General features: G+C 54.2%; 17 protein-coding genes. 8 read left to right on the top strand and 9 right to left on the bottom strand.

Annotation, left to right across the window (positions count from 1 at the left end):
* Positions 1 to 251: 251 nt before the first annotated feature.
* Positions 252 to 1121: a LysR family transcriptional regulator gene (locus AC2FIC_RS03985; protein ID WP_496692001.1), complete on the bottom strand. Its 870-nt coding sequence runs from the start codon at positions 1119 to 1121 to the stop codon at positions 252 to 254.
* Positions 1122 to 1240: 119 nt separating this feature from the next.
* On the opposite strand from AC2FIC_RS03985, the gene AC2FIC_RS03980 reads away from it, so the two are divergent.
* The 6 genes from AC2FIC_RS03980 (at position 1241) to AC2FIC_RS03955 (ending at position 6847) form a co-directional block, all read left to right on the top strand.
* Positions 1241 to 2122, top strand: coding sequence for a HalD/BesD family halogenase (locus AC2FIC_RS03980; protein ID WP_496692000.1), 882 nt, complete (start codon positions 1241 to 1243; stop codon positions 2120 to 2122).
* The gene (locus AC2FIC_RS03975) at positions 2119 to 2667 is read left to right on the top strand and encodes an isochorismatase family protein (protein ID WP_496691999.1); all 549 of its coding nucleotides are present in this window, start codon (positions 2119 to 2121) and stop codon (positions 2665 to 2667) included. The genes AC2FIC_RS03980 and AC2FIC_RS03975 overlap by 4 nt, the downstream gene beginning before the upstream one ends.
* A 17-nt stretch (positions 2668 to 2684) precedes the next feature.
* Positions 2685 to 3596: an NAD(P)-dependent oxidoreductase gene (locus tag AC2FIC_RS03970; RefSeq protein ID WP_496691998.1), complete on the top strand. Its 912-nt coding sequence runs from the start codon at positions 2685 to 2687 to the stop codon at positions 3594 to 3596.
* Between the two features lie 294 nt (positions 3597 to 3890).
* On the top strand, positions 3891 to 4061 hold the full coding sequence (locus AC2FIC_RS03965; protein WP_496691997.1) for a hypothetical protein: 171 nt from the start codon (positions 3891 to 3893) through the stop codon (positions 4059 to 4061).
* Positions 4062 to 4167: 106 nt separating this feature from the next.
* Positions 4168 to 5457, top strand: coding sequence for a M16 family metallopeptidase (locus AC2FIC_RS03960; RefSeq protein WP_496691996.1), 1290 nt, complete (start codon positions 4168 to 4170; stop codon positions 5455 to 5457).
* A 1-nt stretch (position 5458) separates the two neighbouring features.
* Positions 5459 to 6847 (top strand): peptidase M16 family protein, encoded by a 1389-nt coding sequence (locus tag AC2FIC_RS03955; protein WP_496691995.1) that lies wholly within the window; start codon positions 5459 to 5461, stop codon positions 6845 to 6847.
* Between the two features lie 398 nt (positions 6848 to 7245).
* Here AC2FIC_RS03955 and AC2FIC_RS03950 read toward each other — a convergent pair whose 3' ends face one another.
* The 4 genes from AC2FIC_RS03950 to AC2FIC_RS03935 all read right to left on the bottom strand — a co-directional run bounded on the left by AC2FIC_RS03950 (position 7246) and on the right by AC2FIC_RS03935 (position 8951).
* Positions 7246 to 7653, bottom strand: a complete 408-nt coding sequence (locus AC2FIC_RS03950) for a universal stress protein (RefSeq protein ID WP_496691994.1) — start codon at positions 7651 to 7653, stop codon at positions 7246 to 7248.
* 60 nt (positions 7654 to 7713) lie between these two features.
* On the bottom strand, positions 7714 to 8163 hold the full coding sequence (locus AC2FIC_RS03945) for a phasin family protein (protein WP_496691993.1): 450 nt from the start codon (positions 8161 to 8163) through the stop codon (positions 7714 to 7716).
* Positions 8164 to 8296: 133 nt separating this feature from the next.
* Positions 8297 to 8704, bottom strand: a complete 408-nt coding sequence (locus AC2FIC_RS03940; protein WP_496792897.1) for a c-type cytochrome — start codon at positions 8702 to 8704, stop codon at positions 8297 to 8299.
* A gap of 31 nt (positions 8705 to 8735) precedes the next feature.
* Positions 8736 to 8951, bottom strand: coding sequence for a hypothetical protein (locus tag AC2FIC_RS03935; RefSeq protein ID WP_496870019.1), 216 nt, complete (start codon positions 8949 to 8951; stop codon positions 8736 to 8738).
* Positions 8952 to 9108: 157 nt separating this feature from the next.
* Between AC2FIC_RS03935 and AC2FIC_RS03930 the strand changes: the two genes are divergently transcribed.
* Both AC2FIC_RS03930 and AC2FIC_RS03925 read left to right on the top strand, forming a co-directional pair.
* The gene (locus AC2FIC_RS03930; protein WP_496691990.1) at positions 9109 to 10329 is read left to right on the top strand and encodes an APC family permease; all 1221 of its coding nucleotides are present in this window, start codon (positions 9109 to 9111) and stop codon (positions 10327 to 10329) included.
* A 48-nt stretch (positions 10330 to 10377) separates the two neighbouring features.
* On the top strand, positions 10378 to 11994 hold the full coding sequence (locus tag AC2FIC_RS03925) for an MFS transporter (protein ID WP_496691989.1): 1617 nt from the start codon (positions 10378 to 10380) through the stop codon (positions 11992 to 11994).
* A 9-nt stretch (positions 11995 to 12003) separates the two neighbouring features.
* On the opposite strand, the gene AC2FIC_RS03920 is transcribed toward AC2FIC_RS03925, so the two are convergent.
* The 4 genes from AC2FIC_RS03920 to AC2FIC_RS03905 form a co-directional block, all read right to left on the bottom strand.
* The gene (locus AC2FIC_RS03920; protein ID WP_496691988.1) at positions 12004 to 13578 is read right to left on the bottom strand and encodes a trypsin-like peptidase domain-containing protein; all 1575 of its coding nucleotides are present in this window, start codon (positions 13576 to 13578) and stop codon (positions 12004 to 12006) included.
* A gap of 424 nt (positions 13579 to 14002) precedes the next feature.
* The gene (locus AC2FIC_RS03915; protein ID WP_496691987.1) at positions 14003 to 15127 is read right to left on the bottom strand and encodes an ABC transporter permease; all 1125 of its coding nucleotides are present in this window, start codon (positions 15125 to 15127) and stop codon (positions 14003 to 14005) included.
* The gene (rbbA, locus tag AC2FIC_RS03910) at positions 15128 to 17824 is read right to left on the bottom strand and encodes a ribosome-associated ATPase/putative transporter RbbA (protein WP_496691986.1); all 2697 of its coding nucleotides are present in this window, start codon (positions 17822 to 17824) and stop codon (positions 15128 to 15130) included.
* Positions 17821 to 18816 carry an HlyD family secretion protein gene (locus AC2FIC_RS03905; protein WP_142636032.1) on the bottom strand — a complete coding sequence of 332 codons (996 nt, stop codon included), beginning with the start codon at positions 18814 to 18816 and terminating at the stop codon, positions 17821 to 17823. The genes rbbA and AC2FIC_RS03905 overlap by 4 nt, the downstream gene beginning before the upstream one ends.
* Between the last annotated feature and the right edge of the window lie 230 nt (positions 18817 to 19046).

Raw genomic sequence — 19046 nt, 5'->3', positions numbered from 1 at the left:
AGCGAACGACGCATGCTCACTTTTGCGGCCTGAGAATCACGAATTTATACAGGTGGTTCGGACGGAAATGCGTTGTCTACGCGAAGGGACGCTATCAGACCGCGAAGGGACCCCGCGTTTCTTTGGCACCGCATGGCCGTGAAGAGCCCAGTTCGGCCAAGGCTGCAAAGTCGACGAACGGCTTGCTCATGGGGTTTAAAGAGATGTTTCCAACCGTTCGCAGAAAAGCCCCTTTGGCTCCGAGGCGAACGTCAAAAGCAAGCGGCCAACCATTCACAAAATGCCGCTGACGCCTGTTTTTCGGGGAGGCCCGTATTTCGTTGGATGACATAATGTGACTGACCATTCGCGATGGGGTCACCGACAATATTGATGGCGCGCCCTGCGGCGATGGCCTGTTGTGCGAACCGTTCGAACATAATCGCGCAGCCGTTCTCCGCGGCGGCCAATTCACAGGCCGCGACCGAGGTGTCAACAATGATGCGGGGAGAAATCCTGTCAATTGGCAGGCCGTTGGCGGATAAATAACGCGCCCAATGGTCGTCAAAGCCCAGAACGTGAATGGCATCAAGTTGCATCAGATCCGCGGGCCTTTGGACTTTCGTTGATGTCTGCACCCCGCAGACGGGCAGGATTCTCTCGTCCGACAGCTTGACCATGCGTGGGTTTGCGTGGGTCTGCGCGGCGAGCAAAATCTCGACATCGACGGGGTGTTTTTCCAGCACATTTTGCCACAGCGACGTTTCAAGCTTGATCACGATTTGCGGGTGTTCATCTTGAAAGGTGGACAGCTTCGGCGTCAGCCAGATGATCATCGCCGCAGAGGCGCGCACAACGATGGTCGTTTCTAGCTCCGGCCCAAAAAGCCCGCTGGTCGAAAACGCGATGTGTTCAAGCGCCTCACGCACCGAAATCAGATAGGCTTGCCCGATATCCGTAAGCTGCAGGCTTTTGGCGCGGCGGATGAACAGGTTTTGCCCCAGCTTGGTCTCCAGCGCCTTGATATGTTGGCTGACGGCGGTTTGCGTCAGGCCCAATTCATGGCTTGCGGCGGTAAAGCTCTGGTGGCGGGCCGCGGCCTCAAACGTGCGCAGCCAATTCAGATTGAGATTCTGTTTCACCCGTGTGGCATAAGATATTTATGTGCTTGAGGGCAATTCGTTTCGTTTATCTTCTGCCAACTGCTCGTCTATCAATGGGTAACGGGCCCGCGTCTGCCCGATTTCCAAAGGAGAGTGCGATGTCAAAGACCGATTTTGGAACCCATGCTGACATGGCCCTGAACCTCGTCGATCTTGCGCGTTATCCAATTGCTGATCTGGATAAGGGCGCGGGTGCGGCGTTCCTGAAGGACTGTCAGGACCACATGGAGGCGTACGGCTGGTGCAATCTGGATGGCTTCATTCGCGCGGACGCATTGGCCGCCCTTGAGGACGAATCCAGCAGCCTTTTGCCCGGTGCCGAGGTGCTGACAATCAAACGCAACATCTATCAAGGTGCGATTGATCCGTCCTTGCCAGAAGATGATCCGCGACGTCGCGAATACACCCATGTGGCTACTCAGCTTGCCGATGACCAGATACCGGCAGATACGTTGATCCAGCAGTTATATAAGTCGGATGTCCTGACGGACTTCGTTCGCCGTGTGCAGAAAAAGACCGTGTTGCATCGTTGTGCAGATGAGTTTCAGGCACTGAATGTTGTCGCACTTTACCCCGGCAGTTGGCATGCATGGCATTATGATACAACCGAATGTACCGTGACGTTGCTTTTGAAAGCAGCTGAAAGCGGTGGCGATTTTGCATTCTTGCCAAATTCGCGCACAGATGAGGCCGAAGACCGTGACGCCGTGGACCGGTTATTGGCGGGGGATATGTCCCATGCGCATAAATTCGATCGTGGGGCCGGGACGTTTACACTGTTCCGTGGCGGATATTCCTTGCACGGTGTGACCGAAGTGTTCGGCGCGCATCCCAGAATGACGGCAATTATGACCTATGATGAACAAAAAGGTCGTGTCATCAGCGACGACATCAACGTACGCATCTATGGCACACGCGTTGAAAAAATCCTTGAGGATCGTAGGGCCGCACTGGCGCAGGCTAAAGGAATATCACAATGAAAACCGCTCTCCTCGTTATTGATGTGCAAATGGCGCTCGCCCATGACGATGCTGCTGGGGCCGCGCGGTCTTGCCCTGAAGCGTCTGACAATATTGGACGTTTGCTGTCGCAATTCCGCGCATCTGGTGACAAGATCATCCACATCCACCACCACGGCACAGATGCGGATGATCCGTTTCACCCAGATGCACCGGGTTCTGCCGTTCAACCGTTTGCCGCACCTCAGAACGGCGAACAAGTGATCGTCAAACACGCCTCTAGTGCATTTGGTGGCACCACGCTTTTAGCTGATTTGCAGGGCGCGGGCATTGAACGGGTCGTCATCTGCGGTGCGACCGCCAATCATTGTGCTGAATCCGCCGCACGCTCGGCCAGCAGCCTTGGGTTTGATATGATCTATGCCTCTGATGCGGTCTGGGCCTATGACGCAACCGGTCCAGACGGGGTTGCCCATACCGCCGCGCAAATCCACTCGGTGACCCTTGCAAACCTTCACGGCGAATTTGGTGCGGTCCAATCGACCGACGAAATCCTCGCCGCTTGATTTCAGGAGACGCACACATGCGCATTGGTTTTATCGGGCTTGGCACGATGGGTGGGGCGGCGGCCCTGAACCTGATCAAGGGCGGGCATCAGCTGGCCGTTTGTGATCTGGACGCTAAGCGCGCCGAACGGCATCTGGCGCTTGGGGCGACGTGGGCTGATACGCCCGCCATGGCCGCCAAAGATGCCGATATCGTCTTTACTATGGTGTTTGGTCCCAAGCAGATCGAACAGGTGGTTCGGGGTCAAAACGGTCTACTGTCGGCGATGGGGGCGGGGCAGGTTTGGGTTGATATGACAACCAACCAACCGACCCTGGCACGAGCACTTGGAAGCGCATTGGCAGCCAAGGGCGTCCAGCCGGTCGACGCCCCGGTATCAGGCGCGGTTGATGGCGCACGTGCAGGCAATATGCCGCAATTTGCTGGCGGCGACGAGGACACGATCGAGCGTATCCGCCCCGTGATGGAGCTGATGGGGCCGATGCACTACATGGGCCAAAGCGGCAACGGGTCAATCACCAAACTTGCCAGCAACCAACTTTGGGCGATCCACGCCACCGCGATGGGAGAGGCATTGGTCATGGCCGTAAAATCCGGCGTTGAATTGCCCCGAGCATGGGAAGCTCTGAAAATTGGGGCCAGCGATAGCTGGTGTATGCACCATGATGCGCCGTCGGTCTTTGCAGGGCACTACGATCCATCTTTCACGCTAGACCTGTGCCAAAAAGACTTGGGGCTCATTGTCGAGGCCTGCGATGACGCAGGAACACCGGCCCCCGCGACACGTCTGGTCTGCGCGCAATTTGAAAAAGCGCGAAAAACCTACGGCGGCGACAAGGGCGAACTGCACGTAATCAAGCTGGAAGAAGATGCCGCCGGTGTGTCACTGCGTACGGATGGTGACTGGGTGCCCCATTGGGAGAAATAGCGATCCAGGCCACTTTGGTATGCCCCAACCGAAGTCAGTTGCTGACTTTGGCACCGTTTCAGCAAAAGTCGGCATTGTCCGCGACCTGTAAATTCCCACCTTAAAGAATGCTGCGCGGTGCGCGAACGGCCAGAATGGCCGCCGCACCGCAACATGAGAAGTTGCGCGGGTGCCGAAAAATCCTAGCTGCGAGCGCACGCAGAAAAAAATAGCAACGACTGGTGGGGGCTCAAACCAGTCATCTGACGGTTTCAGTAGGTCATCGGTTCGGTTCAGACGGTATGAAGGCCTGCTATGCAGGACAATGCCGACATTGGATTTTCCTGCTTTGCTGATGCAGCATTCTCTCGCACGTGCGGCACCACCATTGATACGATGCAGCGCATGTCGCCGAACCAGTCGTTCGCGGTCGTTGATTTGCAGCAAACCGAAAACATTTCGACAAGTTTTCAATTGGCGACTTGAAATAGCAACTCGTATCCCACAAGCATTCAGCAAATCATTTTCGCTTTCGTTGAACGCCTAACGACGGACGTTATTTGGCTTAAGTGAAATAGTTTAAAGGATAATAATGCACGCAGTCGTTTTGTTTTTTTCGCTTGTCCTCTTGGTGTTTGCTGGAGCTGCTCAAGCTCAGAGCGTTATCACTCTTTCTGAGAAAGGCGGATTACACGCAGCTTACGTAGTTCCGGTAGACGACCTCGACCGTGTGGACGTGCAGCTAATTGTTCTCTCGGGGGCGTATGACGATCCGGAACCATCCGGTACGGCGCATCTGACTGAACATCTGGCCGCGTTTTCAGCGGATGCTACCATTCTGAGAAAGCCCCGAGAGCGTGATATCCATGCGACAACGCACAACGTATCTACTGTCTACACTAATTCTGGCGTTCCTTCCGACATAGAAATGCTGTTGCGGCTGTCTCGGGCGGTTCTTGACACCCCAACACTGCCGAAAGGATTTGCGGAAAGCGAAATTGATATCGTTCAGCGTGAAACACTGCTACGCGAAAGACAGTCTCCGCTTCGCTGGCTCCGAAGAATTGCGCTTCAAAACCTCTATGGCACTCTGCGTGGTCGGGCAAATAACACCATTGAAGATCTTCCCAAATTGAACCTTGAGAAGGCCTATCAGTTTCACGAAACACACTATGTGCCATCCAATGTGACGTTAATCGTGTCGGGGAAAATTGACCCTGATAAAGCCGAAGAACTCGTTGCACGTATATTTGGGGACACAGAACCTTCTGAGGTTCCTCAGAAGCCCTGGTTAGACCACAAACCGGATCCCGAGCTCAAGTTTATTGAACGCATTAGGTCGGACAAGCTGGCGCATGACACAGTCCAGTTTGCGAAATTCGTGGACTTCGAAGATCGGTCAACCAGCATCGAGATGCAGGGGGCATTTTTCATCGCCATCGATATTTTGAACGAAAGGCTATACAAGGCCCTGTACTATCAAGACGAGCGCGTTTTCAGCGTCGATGCAGACTGGTATTTTGCCAAGAATGCTGATCTGGAACTTACCATAGATTTGCACCTGATGCCCGGCTTCAGCTTGGACCCGGCGCACAGCCATCTGACAGAAACTCTGGCGAATTTGTTGAACGAACCGATCACCAGGGACGAAATCAATCAAGCACGCCAGACGCAGGTCGTTGGAGCCCGGAATGCCGCGCGCCGACCCGTAGAGTTTCTATCATTCCTGACGAATGTGGCTTCTGATGGCTTCCCACCTGTCACACCGTCAGTATTTGTCGAGATCTTGAACGATACGACAGATCAGGACGTTATTGATTTTGCCGAAAAGGTCATCAAGCCATCAGCCACATCAGTCGTGTTGGCCGAAAAAGCAGAGTAACATGCAAGCATTCAAAAGCCGGTTCACTTCCTCTCTCTTAATGGTTCTCAGCCTGCTGTCAGCGCAGCAGGTCCGAGCAGAGCTGATCGCAACGACTGGCGATGCGAATATTGTTTATCTGATGCCACTAGAAAACGGCATCTCAGAACTCACCTTGGTTTGGCCAATTGATCGGCCAACAACAGAACGGGTGGCCGCGTTGCGCGCTGGTCTCGCAAGTATCGTGTCAGGAGGAACATCAAGCCGTTCCTCCCACAAAATTGCTAAATACAAGCAGTTGAAGGGGATCAGGTATTACGTCGAAACAAGTCGCCATAGTCTGATGCTCACTGTTTCGGCGCCAAACGAAGTCTTTCCAGAGACCATCGTCCACCTCGAAAATCTATTGCTTGAGCCGGAATACTCCGACGGCTGGTATGCAAGAGAGCTGCAGTATTCCAGCCCAATCAAGTCTACCAGGACCAGAATGCCAGAACATGTTCTGGATGAAGTGGCGGATTTCCTAGAGTACGAACCTGACGAAGCAGAAACCGAGGTTTGGGATGGCCAATTTCGTTTCGGTCAACCCATTCAGGCAATCCTAAGATCTGGAGATGAAGAAGTAGAACGCCGCACCATTCGACTGGTTAACAATCTTCCCCGCCCGAAGGGAAAGTGGGAACTGCCTTTTGCAAAATGGGCTGAAGCGTTGATTGGCACGGATGCGGATGACTTCACCCTTCCAGCAGGTGTCATTCACTTTGCCGATCCCGACTCTTCCGAGATGCTGATCCTTTTTGTCAAAGCAGAGGAGTTTGCGGACGAGGCTGACCAAGTTGGAACAAATGTCTTGGTGGATTACATTGGCGCAAACCAAGGGTCTGAGATGTTTCGGATAATCCGCCAGGAAATGCGTGCGGCTTACGATCCACGTTCAGATTTCGTTGTCATGGGGAAGAGAAAGGCGATTATCTCACTGAGCGCAACAGTTGAGGCGGTAAGATGGCCAGAGATCTATGAGAAAATAAAGGAAATCTATCAGAGTGTCCGCAGCGGGAAGATTGAACAAGAAGGTTTCGAGATTCAGTTCGGTCAGTTGGACCGGGCTTACTATCGCGATTTTTTCACTGAGCCTGTCTGGGGAACGCGGCAATACCTGCACGAGTACCCCGAGGGCGCTGACGGGACTATCGAAATTCCACTTTTTGGCGTGTTTCAAACACTGTCATTGGAGGAGACGGCAGCAATCTCACATGAGCTTTTGCCGCCTTTGGAGGATTTCCTTCTTATTCTGATCGGAGGAGGAAACTCTCCTCTGGACCCGTTGCAATCAAAAGGTTTCTGCTCGATGCCGAAAAGCACCCCATTGAGGTTTTGCCTTGATGTGCTTTCGAATGCTGAAAACCTATAGATCAAATGCAATTGTAGTTGGCCTTTAAAAGGAAGCACTAGCCCCTGCAAAGCTCAATTGCCACGCAAAGCAGTCATAAGTGTTTAGTGCAGCATTGTGCAAATTGGGCGCAGAGCCAGGTTTCGCCGCTTGCGGCGCCAAAGTTCGCTCCTGCCATGCGAACTACAGCACATCGACCGTGACAGTGGAAGATCAGAAGCTTGACCTATTCTGCCGATGGCTGGTTCCGTTCCATCTGCGCCAAGTTGCCTGCTGCATTGGCAATCGGCCGCAGCGAGCCCATAGCGTGAATACGATTTTCACGCTGCGCGTGCTCGCAACGCCAATTTCACTCCGTCGTCTTTGTGTCCCATGCTGGGCATCCAGCATTCGGCTTGGAGCACCTGCCACAAAACGACTCAGCGGATCACGTGGACAGAACAATTGGCGTGGTGAACGACCCGGTTCGCAGTCGACCCAATAAAAATGTTCTCGATCCCCGGCTTGTGTGAGGCCAGCACGATGCAATCGATGCCATTTTCATTTGCGAAATCAATGATCGCTCGGCCAGCGCTCCCCGAGATAAGCCGCAGTTTCGCCCCCGGTAGCTCTGCAGCGTTCCGATGTAAGCCTTCCTGAAGCTCTTGTCGCGTGTTGGCCAGAACTTCCTCGGGTATCTGGGATGCCACATATGCAGGGATCGGCTCCTGCACATGGAGTACTGTGAATTCCGCATCGGCACTCGCCAGCAAACGAGCAGCTTCAAATGAGGCCTGTGTATCGTGATCGTTGTCCAGCGCGACTGGAATCAGAATGTTCTTATACATGTTAGTCACCTTCGATTGCTCCAGCTACGATCATTCCGGCTTCCGCGGTGATACAGCACTCTAAACCGGTTCGGATTTCGAAGACCTACCCGCTTTCTTTGCTGTGCTTGCAACATCATCTATTGTTTTTTCCACAGCTTCGGCTTCGGTTTCCGCTGCAAATGCTGCACATCGGGCAACTGTTTCGAACCATTCCTGAGCGTCAGCCACGAGGCGTTCGGCTGAATGCTTCTGCCACTCTGCTATGGATTGCAGTGCTTTCGCCGGATCAGTCGGGTCTACAGCAGACGCCGAGCGCGCAGCTTCTAGCGCGGTTCGAACAGCCTCGTGACGCCTCTCAAACCAATGTTGAGCAAAGGCCTCTGCCTCTTTCAGTGATTTCTCCTGCGTGTCCCAGAATTGCTCAAGCTGAGCGCCTAAAAACGGATTGGCCGTAGTAGTCGGCTGCATCTGCTTGAAAACATCAACAAGTGGATTGGAGTAGCTTGATTTTGGCTTCTCTTCAGGCATCGGAGATTCCTCCTCATCTTCCCAATGCTGAATGTTACCAAATCCCGTAGAAAATAACCTTAATGTAGATCAACCGGCGTCAACAAACGTGGGCAGTGGTCCTCTACAATCTAATGGCAGCATTTGTACCAACCTACTCGATTTGAAGAGACTCCAGATAATAGATCACATTTGCCAACGGCACACCTGCGAACATCGGCTGGCCGTCAGGCATGGTCAGCGCAACTTTTTGGTCCGAATCCAAAGCTGGTCCAAAAATGGGCATTTCTCCGCCATGCGCGAGCAATGGTGCGCGACCATCAATTTGACGCGCCACCGCCTCAATCGGAAAAACGCCGTCGTTTTGGGCCGCAAGCCTGGTCAGATCAGGTGTCCTTATTGCCAGCATCTCCGCCATTGGACCATCCCCAGTGGCCTCAAATCCATGGCACTGCCAGCAATAGGTTCTGTAGAGATTGTTTCCGTTTTGAAGGTCAATATCCTGCGCCAGTGCAGCACTTGCAGCAAATATTGACAAAAGAAGTCCGCGATAAACTGGCATCTGTTCCTCCTCGAACGTCAGCATTTCGCGTTTAGACTACGCGGTATTGAGCGAACGCTTCATTGATCTCGCTCATATTCAGCCTTTGAGTACCAGCTGGGAAAAACTGCGACGAAAGTAAGTTCGCTGCAGTCGGTTCCGCTTGGCTGGTCGGTTCTTGGCAGCCAATGACATAGATCAATTCAAAAAGGTACATTACATAGTAAAGCGTGAATGTTTCAGCGAGGTTGCCGTTCATCGCCTGCATCCAAATCAAACATGGTGATAAGCGGAAATGCAAAAGTGTGGAAGTTCCACCGCAGGGGCTCGGAATGAATGGTGGTGAGTCCCTCGTTAGTGACTGGTGTATTTAACCGCGCTGTAGCTTCGGTACACAGGCGTTTGTCCATCGAGGAGTGAAGCCAATGCATACGGCCGATCCACCGACACCTAAACTCCGACGCGCGCTTACTGCCCCGTTGCTTACGCTTTACGGGCTCGGTGTCACCGTTGGTGCGGGAATCTATGTGCTTGTCGGTGCTACCGCCGAGGTCGCTGGTCCTTACGCCGCTGTTTCGTTTCTTATTGCAGCGCTCGTCGTTTCGCTTACGGCTTTGTCGTACGCCGAACTCGCGACCCGTTATCCCGTAAGCGCGGGAGAAGCAGCATACGTCGAAGCGGGGTTTCAAAGAAACTGGATTGCCGTGTTGGTGGGTCTCGCCGTCGCTGCTTCGGGAGTGATATCGGCTTCGGCCGTTGCGATTGGAGCGGCCTCCTATCTTCACACCCTGACCAACCTTGGCACCACGTTGCTTACGATCGGCATCGTGTCGGTTATGGGACTGATTGCACTCTGGGGCATTGCGCAATCAGTATTTGTGGCGGCAGTGATCACGATCATCGAGATTTCGGGGCTCCTGTTTGTGATTGGCTGGGGCATATCCGTGCAGGATCCGCAAGGCTATGCGTTCAGCGAGACGATTCCAGGCTTTGAGATCAACGCTTGGCGGGGCATTTTCGCGGCGTCGCTTCTGGCTTTCTTTGCCTTTGTTGGATTCGAGGACATGGCAAACGTCGCCGAAGAAGTAAAAGACCCAGTTCGCACAATTCCTAAGGCAATTCTGCTGACGCTCGTTCTGGCGACGGGTCTGTATCTGGCGACCTCAATTACGGTCCTGCTTGTTGTTCCTATCGATACCTTGTCGACTTCGACTGCCCCGCTTGCTTTGGTTTTTTCAAATGCACCCGAAGTAATCAAACAGGGGTTTGCCGCAGTCGCAGTCGTTGCAACAGTCAATGGCGTCCTGATCCAGATGATCATGGCGTCGCGGGTAATCTACGGCCTTGCCGACCGGGATCATCTGCCAAAAATACTGGCGAGTGTCCCACAGGTAACCCAGACACCAGTCGTCGCAACCCTGCTGGTAGTGGCGCTAATCCTTCTACTGACCCAAACACTGCCGATCGGCACCCTAGCAGAACGCACATCTCAGATCGTCTTGGGGGTGTTTGTGCTAGTCAATTTCTCGCTGATCTTTTTGAAGTTGAAACCGGATTCAACCCGACAACATTTCCACGTACCTCTTGTCGTGCCAATCCTTGGTGTGCTGACCAGCACCCTGCTTTTCGGCGCCGGGTTTCTTTGAGAGAAAATCCGACGGCGTTAGGTCGCCAGAACGGGATCCGAATGACGTATGAACACTGATCGACCTACACTTGGAAGGCGGCTCTCTGAATGGTGGCACCGGACATTCGTTGATCTGGTCGCGCAACTACAGTGGTCCTACATGCCACCGTTGATGGTGTACTTCGCGGCCGGAGTTTCGGGACTGACATCCGTCGTTGGCGCGTTTTTCCTCAAGGACAATCTGAATCTATCTGCTGCTTTCGTGGCGGGGTTGGCATTTTGGGCCGGGCTGCCCTGGATTTTGAAAATGCCGCTTGGGCATCTGGTGGATCTGTTCTGGCGTTGGAAATCGCTGCTGATATTGGTTGGCGCGTCTCTTATCACGGCCTCGTTGCTTATCATGTATGGACTTGTGACCGCGCCTGCCCAGATGGCCGGGGCCATGCTGCCTGAGCATTGGTATGTCGTTGCCTTGATCCTGGCACCTTCTGGTTATGCCATTCAGGACGTCGTGGCAGATGCCATGACGGTCGAAGCGGTACCACAAACCAACCAAGACGGGTACGCGTTTACGCATGAAGAAGTTCGTGCCCGCCACACTACCATGCAGACCCTGGGCAGGATTGCGATCATTTCCGGGTTTGCGGGAGTCGCAGCGGTTAACATCTGGATTTTTTCGGGCGCGGAGGATCTGGATAAAAGCGATCGTTTGGTTCTTTATGGTCAGGTCTATCTCGTCGCTCTGGTTGTCCCCTTTCTGTCGATCAGCGGAGTGGTTCTTCATGCTCTGATACAGCGTCGCCTCGTTAGTCTTGGGCACCTTCCACACAAACCGGATCAAGCCACCGAAGTAAGGTGGCCAATACTGCTGGGAGGTCTCGCGTTTGTTGTACTCAGCGTTGTGTTGGGAACCGCAAATTTCGCCTTTGCGCAAGAAACTGTTTTTGCGGTTTCGCTCACGGTCATTCTCTATCTCATGTCACGGCTGCTAAGGGAACTGGAGTCGAAACAGGCCAAGGTTCTGATCGGGACGGCGACAATCATTTTCGTTTTTCGCGCGGTCCCGTTGCCTGGTCCGGGATTGACCTGGTTCGAAATCGACGAGCTTGGGTTCGACGAACAGTTTCTGGCAATTCTGGCGCTCCTGACCTCACTACTAGCACTGCTTGGCCTGATCATCCTCAGGCCGTTTATGGCCAGTCGTTCCATCGCGCAGGTGGTGGTACTGCTCACCATTGCCGCCGGAGTGCTGGCCCTGCCTAACCTTGCTTTATACTACGGAGTGCATGAATGGACGGCCGCGCACACAGGCGGGGTTGTGGATGCAAGGTTCATCGCCATACTCGACACAGCCGTCGAGTCACCGCTGGGTCAGATCGCGATGGTCCCGATGCTGGCCTGGATCGCACGCAACGCCCCGACACATCTCAAGGCGACCTTTTTTGCTGTCATGGCGTCTTTCACCAATATGGCATTGTCGGCAAGTAGCTTGGGCACGAAATACCTAAACCAGGTATTTGTCGTGACTCGTGTCGTGACCGAACCCAGAACGGGTTCAGTTGCATCCATCGCTGACTATAGCCACTTGGGGAATTTGCTGATTACCGTGGGCCTGATCTCTGTCATAGTCCCACTGATTATGGTTTTTCTTGTGCAAAATTCACCATATCGGACAGGCGAATGAATACGCGGATCAGTCGCTTTCATTGAGAAGTGTCTTGAGGTGCAACACCGGAACGCCAATATTCGAACCACCAAACTCGGGTAAGATTGCGGCGTTGATCGCAACCACCTTACCGTTTCGGTTCAACGCAGGTCCCCCGCTTCCTCCAGTTGTGGTCTCTGCATCATAAACAATGGCGCCGGGACTGGTCTGGGCTACGATTCCCCGGCTGGCCAGGGGCCGGATTTTATTTTGTTCCGAAAGATGGGTCGCAATTGTCCAGAAATCCACGGCGCCTTTATTCTCTAGCGTTTTCAGAAAGCCCGGACCGGCCTGCGCGATAAGAGCCTTCAGGCCGGTTGGATATCCAAGCAGGAAAACTTCCTCTCCCGCTCGCGGCGGCTCATCTGCAAGTAACAGCCCAAGTCCCCGAACGCGTGTGGAGTCGATAGAGAGAAGCGCCAGATCTGCGGTTTCGCTTGCTTTATGCAAGACAGCCTTAATTGGTACAGTTTGATCAGGCAAATAGACCAGCAAACTCAGCATCTCGGCCTCCAGCGCTGCGGCCTGAAGGGCTTGTGCACGGTCGCCAGTGGTCCAGGGCAAGGCGACATGACGGTTGGTCACCAACAGAGGCGGGTCCTGTAGAAGAAACCCGGTTCCGGTAAACTGAAACTCAGCAGGTTCGCCCATCGCATCTGGTTCGAGCCACGGTTGTCCAAATGGCGTTTGCAGATTCTTTCCATCGGGGCCAACCACATGCCGCAGCAATTTCCCGCTTTTGATCTGCCGCAATCCATAGGCGCCCTGGACGAACGCGACGGAACGTGTAGAGGCTGTGATAATCCGCGTTGATGCGCCTGCGCGTTCCTCCAGCGTGCCAAGACGCTGCTCAGTGGACAGCACCTGACTCTCGAAAGCATCTTTGAGTGCACCCAAATCCTCTGGCGTCAACGAGTCTTCCCGGGTCTGTGCCAGCATAACGGCAACCGCTTCGATCTTATGGGATTCTCGTTCCAGGCTGTCCGCCAGCTTCCTGTCGTTCTGAAACAGTAAATACCCAAATACGGCGATCAGAAGAATTGCGCCAATAACGGTGATCCTGAAGAGAATTGTGGTTTGTGATGCTAGCCGACGCCCACTGTCGCGCAGTGCACCGGAAATTTTTCTTGGAAAGGGTCGACGGCTTGTTCTCGCATATGCGTACGCGTCGCTTAGGATATCCTCGACCGTGCGATGTGCAGGGAATGAGTGGTCGCACACCCTGTAGCGGGACATCGGGCCTTTTTCGCCGAATTCGATCATGTCGCCGTGCCTGAGGTCAACCGAAGCGACCTTGTGACCATTGACCCAGATATTCCGATCAGACAACGCGTTTAACGTGTAACCGTCATTTGACCACTGAAGAGTCGCAATGTCTTCGTCATAAGCTGGCACATCTTCTTTCGGTCTCAGCCTCAAGGTACGGTCCGGACTAACCGAGGCTGACACAGCGTTGTCGGCAAGCCAGACTACAGTCCCACGAGACGGGCCGGTCAAGCTCTCCAGGAATGCACGGACATTACCTGTATCAACTCCTGTGTCGCCTTGGTCCGGTGTCCGCATGGCCCATCTCTGTTTAATAGCGCTATACCCACTCTATCATGGGCAACCTCGAAACTTCCACGTTTGGCAATAAAGCACACAATCAGAGTATGCCCGGGCGCGGTTCTCCGGCGGTTAATTGTTACCGTCGAGTTAATTGCAAATAGGTGATGCTATCAGGAGAGGTCCAATGACCGACAGGCCTTCTATACATGTTGACCCGATCATGGTGAACGTGCGTGATCTTCTTCTGGCCACGTAGTGTCAATCGATGGTCCTTGATTTGGATGTTTTGCTGGGACTGTTTGCCTTCAAGCATCTGAACCTCCTCCTTTAGTGCTATAACGGCGAGGCAGTATTGTGCCAAAATACGGGCGCGGCCATTGATCTTACGCAAGCGGGTGTTCTGTCAGCCGCCTAGTTTTGCTCAGGTGCAAAAACTTATTTAGGTCTCTTGCGCAACCGAGCGTCTAAAAAGCAGCAGACTTGTTGCCAGAAGGATCGCGCCCAAGCACGCCATCCATACGAACTCTGCCCAGACCGTCTCGATCCCGGCACCTTTGAAAATGATGGACTGACTGGCTGACATGTAGTGGCGGGATGGGAGGATAGATGTTCCGATCTGAAGCCAGCCGGGCTGCGCTTCGATTGGCGTCTCTCCTCCTGACAGCATCAACATTGGAAGCACCGTCAGCATAACCAAAAGTGCGAATTGAGCCATTGAGCGCGCAATCGTCGCAAGAAACACCCCAAGCGCCGTCGCCGTGAAGAGAAAGAGAGCTGTGCCAATTAAAAACAACACCTTCGATCCCGCGATGCTGATCCCCAGGAAGTCTTGCATAACAAAGGTCAGCGATAGGGCGGTCGCTACCAGAACCACCGCAGCGTTTGCCCAGATCTTGGCGACCGCAATGTCAAATGGGGTAAGCGGCATCGCCAGCAGGTGTTCGATTGTTCCATGCTCGCGCTCACGGATCATGGCAGCACCGGTAAGGATTGTGGTCAGCCACATGATTTGGCCGATCAACGCGACGATACCGGCGAAACGAACAGTGTCGCGATTTGGATTAAATGCGCTGCGCACAATGATATCGATGGGCGGCGGGTCTAACAATTCTGCACCGATGGCAAAGCGCTGGATCTCGGCGCTCAAGATATTGATGATGTAGTTTGCTCCAATTCCGGCCTGCTCCATCGCTGTCGCATCGATCAAAACCTGAATTTCTGGCGCGCGCCCGGCTCGAACATCTTTCTCGAACCCTGGTGGCACTGCGACTACAAACAGGAAATGCCCTGCATCCATCTTTTCGGCCCCGGTGCCCGGTGCGATCTGAACAACGGGTTGGAATTCAGGCGGAAAAAACGCTGAGGCAAGCGAGCGTGAAAGCGGCGAGCCATCTTCGTCGGCAAATGCAATGGATGCATTGTTGACCGAGTTTGAAACGCCCGTTGCCTCCATTACGGGCGCCAGCGTGAATGACCAGACAAGCAGCGCCATCATCACCCAGTCGCGCCGAAGGCTCATCATTTCTTTCAAACCAAGCCAGAATATGCGGGACAATCGTTGCATTCACTTCTCCTGCGCTCGGAGTAACAGTGCAGCGATCAAGGTTAGCGCGGGCCCGAAACAGGCTAGGGCCAGAAGGTCGGGGGCAAGTGCATCCCAGCTAAGACCTTTGGTGAACGCGCCGACGTTTAGATGCAGGAAATAGGATGAAGGCCAAAGCGATCCAATCGTCTGAGCGCCGCCTTCCAACGTCGAGATCGGTTGTAGCAGCCCGGAGAATTGAATGGTCGGCACCACCGACGCGATAGCGGTGGCAAAAGTTGCGGCCACCTGGCTCGACGTTATGGTCGCAATAAGCAATCCATAAGATGTGGTTGCCCAAACATATAGGAAAGCACCAATTGCAAGCGGCACCGGATTTCCTTTTAGGGGCACGCCAAAAATGAAGATCGTCATCGCTGCCAAAAGTAGGAAATTGACGAACGCTATCACAATGTAGGGGATCTGTTTGCCAACCAGAAATTCGAGCCGCGTCGTTGGCGTTGCGTAGAAATTGGTGATCGTGCCCAACTCTTTCTCCCGCGCGACACTAACAGCCATCAAAACGGCCGGCAGCATTATCAACAGGATCGCAGGCATGGCAGGGGCCATTGCAGCGATACTTTCAAAGCTTTGATTGTATCGGAAGCGCGGTTCGATGCGGGCGATTTCGACCGACTGCTCGCCACTTTGGCGGGCCATTACTTCCAGAAACGTACTGTGAAGCCCGGCCACATAGCCCTCTATTGTCTCACCCTTGAACGGTATCGCACCGTCCACAATTGCCAAGACTTCAGTTGGCTCGCCGGCGCGCAACTTGCGACCAAAATCGGGTGGGAGTTCGACAACCAGCGAGATGTCTCCTTTGGCCAACCGCTCGCGGCCGTCTTCAAAACTGGCCAGAGGCACCGTGGGGTTGAAATAGCGGGAACCAGAAATCTCGGCGATATAGGTACGACTCTCAGGCGATTGAGACAGGTCGAGCACCGCGAAATCCAGGTCTTCTATGTCCAAAGTGATCCCATAGCAAAAGACCAACATCAGGATCACCGAGCCAAGGAAAGCAAAAGCCAAACGGACGCGATCGCGCAGAACCTCGGTTGTTTCGCGCCGTGCATAGGCCAGTATGCGCCCGATACTTCCGGCAGCGCCCGGGTTGACAGCATCAACCGAAATTTTGGGTGCTGCTACCGGCTCAGGCGGCTCGACGGCCTCCAGGACAGAGATGAACGCACCTTCCAGACTGTCCGACTGCGCCGTTGCGATCAACTCATCTGGTGTACCTTCAGCTAATACCCGGCCTGCATGCATGAAAGAAACGCGATCACAGCGCTCTGCTTCGGTCATGAAATGTGTCGAGACGAAAATCGTTACATCATCGTCTCGCGACAGCTCGATTAACAGCGCCCAAAACGAGTCGCGCGCCTCGGGGTCCACGCCCGAGGTTGGCTCATCCAGGATCAACACCCGAGGCCGGTGGATCACGGCGACGGCAAGGGAAAGACGCTGCTTGATACCCAGCGGAAGCGCCGACGCCAGCGTGCCCATATGTGCCTTAAGGCCGAAACGTTCGGCCAATTCATCAATGCGTTCTACACGATCTTTGATCGCAAAGATGCGGGCGTGCAACTGGAGGTTTTGTTGAACGGTCAGCTCACCATAAAGCGAGAATGCCTGGCTCATATACCCGATCTCGCGGCGCATCCTAAGATCGCGCGCATCCACCGGTCTGCCGAACAGCAGCGCCTCTCCCTCACTTGCTGGCAGAAGACCTGTCAGCATTTTCATGGTGGTTGACTTGCCGCAGCCGTTTGATCCGAGGAAGCCAAAGATTTCGCCTCGGTGGATCGAGAATTCGACGTTGTCGACGGCAGTAAAATCGCCAAAGCACCGGGTCAACCCACGCGCCGTGATTACCGCGTCTGCGCCTTGATGGTGCATAGGTACCTTGTTCGACACAAACCGGGGTTCCCCTCGTGCCTGTAGCTGCCTGTAAGATGTTTCAAGATCCCGGGCTTTACCCTTCAGCTTGGCAGGGGGGCCGTGAAATATCACCCGACCGGCATCCATCGCTACTATAAAATCGAATTGTTCGGCTTCCTCCATATAGGCCGTTGAAACCAGTATGGAGAGACCGGGCGTTTCTTCTCGGACCGCGTCTATCAGCGCCCAGAATTGGCGCCGCGACAGGGGATCAATTCCGGTCGTCGGTTCGTCCAGTACCAGAAACTTAGGGTCGTGGATCAGCGCACAACACAGTCCAAGTTTCTGCTTCATTCCGCCCGAAAGTTTGCCCATAAGCCGGTCCGAAAAGGGCGCAAGTCCGGTCGCTGACAGCAAGGCCGCGATCCTGATTTCACGCTCCTGTTGCCCTTGTCCGAAAAGACGTGAAAAGAACTCGAGATTCTCACGCACAGACAGTTCCGCGTATAAGTTGCGGCCCAACCCCTGCGGCATAAATGCGATCGCCGGGCACACGCGGTGACGGTGCGCGCGGTCACCTATCGATCCCCCGAGAACATCAATTTCCCCGGACTGAAGTTGCTTTGCGCCGGTAATCAATCCCAGCAGCGTTGACTTGCCAACCCCGTCTGGCCCGATCAATCCGATAAGCTGGCCAGTTGGCAGAACCAGCGAAAGGTTATCCAACGCAACATGCTGTCGGTACGTGTGTGTGACACCGTTGATGCAGAAACCCGATGAGCCCCCCTCGGCGCTCATTCGAACAGCTCGGGTGGAATTCGTCTATCCAGATCGTCTGGCCACGCGCCATCGGAAGTAAGTCGGATCACTGCAATGCCGCGAAGGCCGGTCTTCACATGCTCAATCCGCGCCGTAACCAAATCCCTGGGAATGCGAACCCGAACGCGAAACACCAGCTGCTCCCGTTCGCTCAAAGTTTCTACCTGCTTGGGAGTGAATTGAGCTTCGGGAGAGACGAAGGTTACGGTTGCTGGGATGGCAAATTCCGGCAACGCATCAAGCACGATGCGCGCCTCGGCACCGATGGGCAATAGCCCCGCTTCGCGTGCAGGCAGGAAGACCTCCATATAGACGTTTTCCAAACTGAGTAACGTCAAGATCGGTTCGCCCGCTCCAACGACCTCACCGGGCTCGGCCAGTCGATACAGAATACGCCCCGGCATGGGAGCGATGAGGGAACCATCCTCTATTTGTTCCGCAATCCGGCGCACCTCGGCCTCTGCGGCGGCAATCTGGCTATCCGCCGTTGCAACCCGGGCCTTGGCCGCGCCCAGCACGGCATCCGCAACCTGAAACGCGGTTTCACGATCCTCAAAGACAGTCATCGAGATATTCTGACCGGCCAGCAACGCCTTGGCCCGGTCAAGCTCCTGCGAAGCGCGACGCTGCTGGCTTTCTCGCTGGATGACCACGGCTTCGGCTTCGGCCTTGGTTTGGCGCGCCAGCGCAACCTGGGCACTGGCACGGTCAAGGGCTGCAGATAATTCATCTGTATCCATTTCAACCAGCAGTTCACCCGAAGCAACCAGGCTGCCCTCTGCTGCTATGACCCGAGCAACGCGCCCGGCAAAGGTTGGAGCGATTTCTACTTGTTCAGCCTCGATCCGCCCATTGCCCTGTACAAACCCAGCCGGCAATTCATCACTGTCTTCTGCGACGAAAAAATAAACAGCTGCACCTGCAAGTAGGAGCGCTATGGCGATCAGAATTGCGCGTACGTTCTTTCTCATGGCCCCGCGCACATTAGTTAATTTTCTATTCTAATTTAGCTCGCTCTCGAAGTGATGCCTTGAGTTGGATCAAACAGGTTCTATCTGATGATTGTCCAAGTGCTTATCGGGTACGAAATTGAGGCACAGGTCTGGTTGTTGACCCACATCCATGGCCCAATGAGGCTTTCGGGGTGTGACTCTCTATGACGGCTGCGCCAAATTGGTCGCAATGATGCGCAAGGGCAAGC

It is taken from the genome of Ruegeria sp. CDSC079 (assembly GCF_059610505.1).
This window is presented reverse-complemented; position numbering and strand designations above follow the sequence as displayed.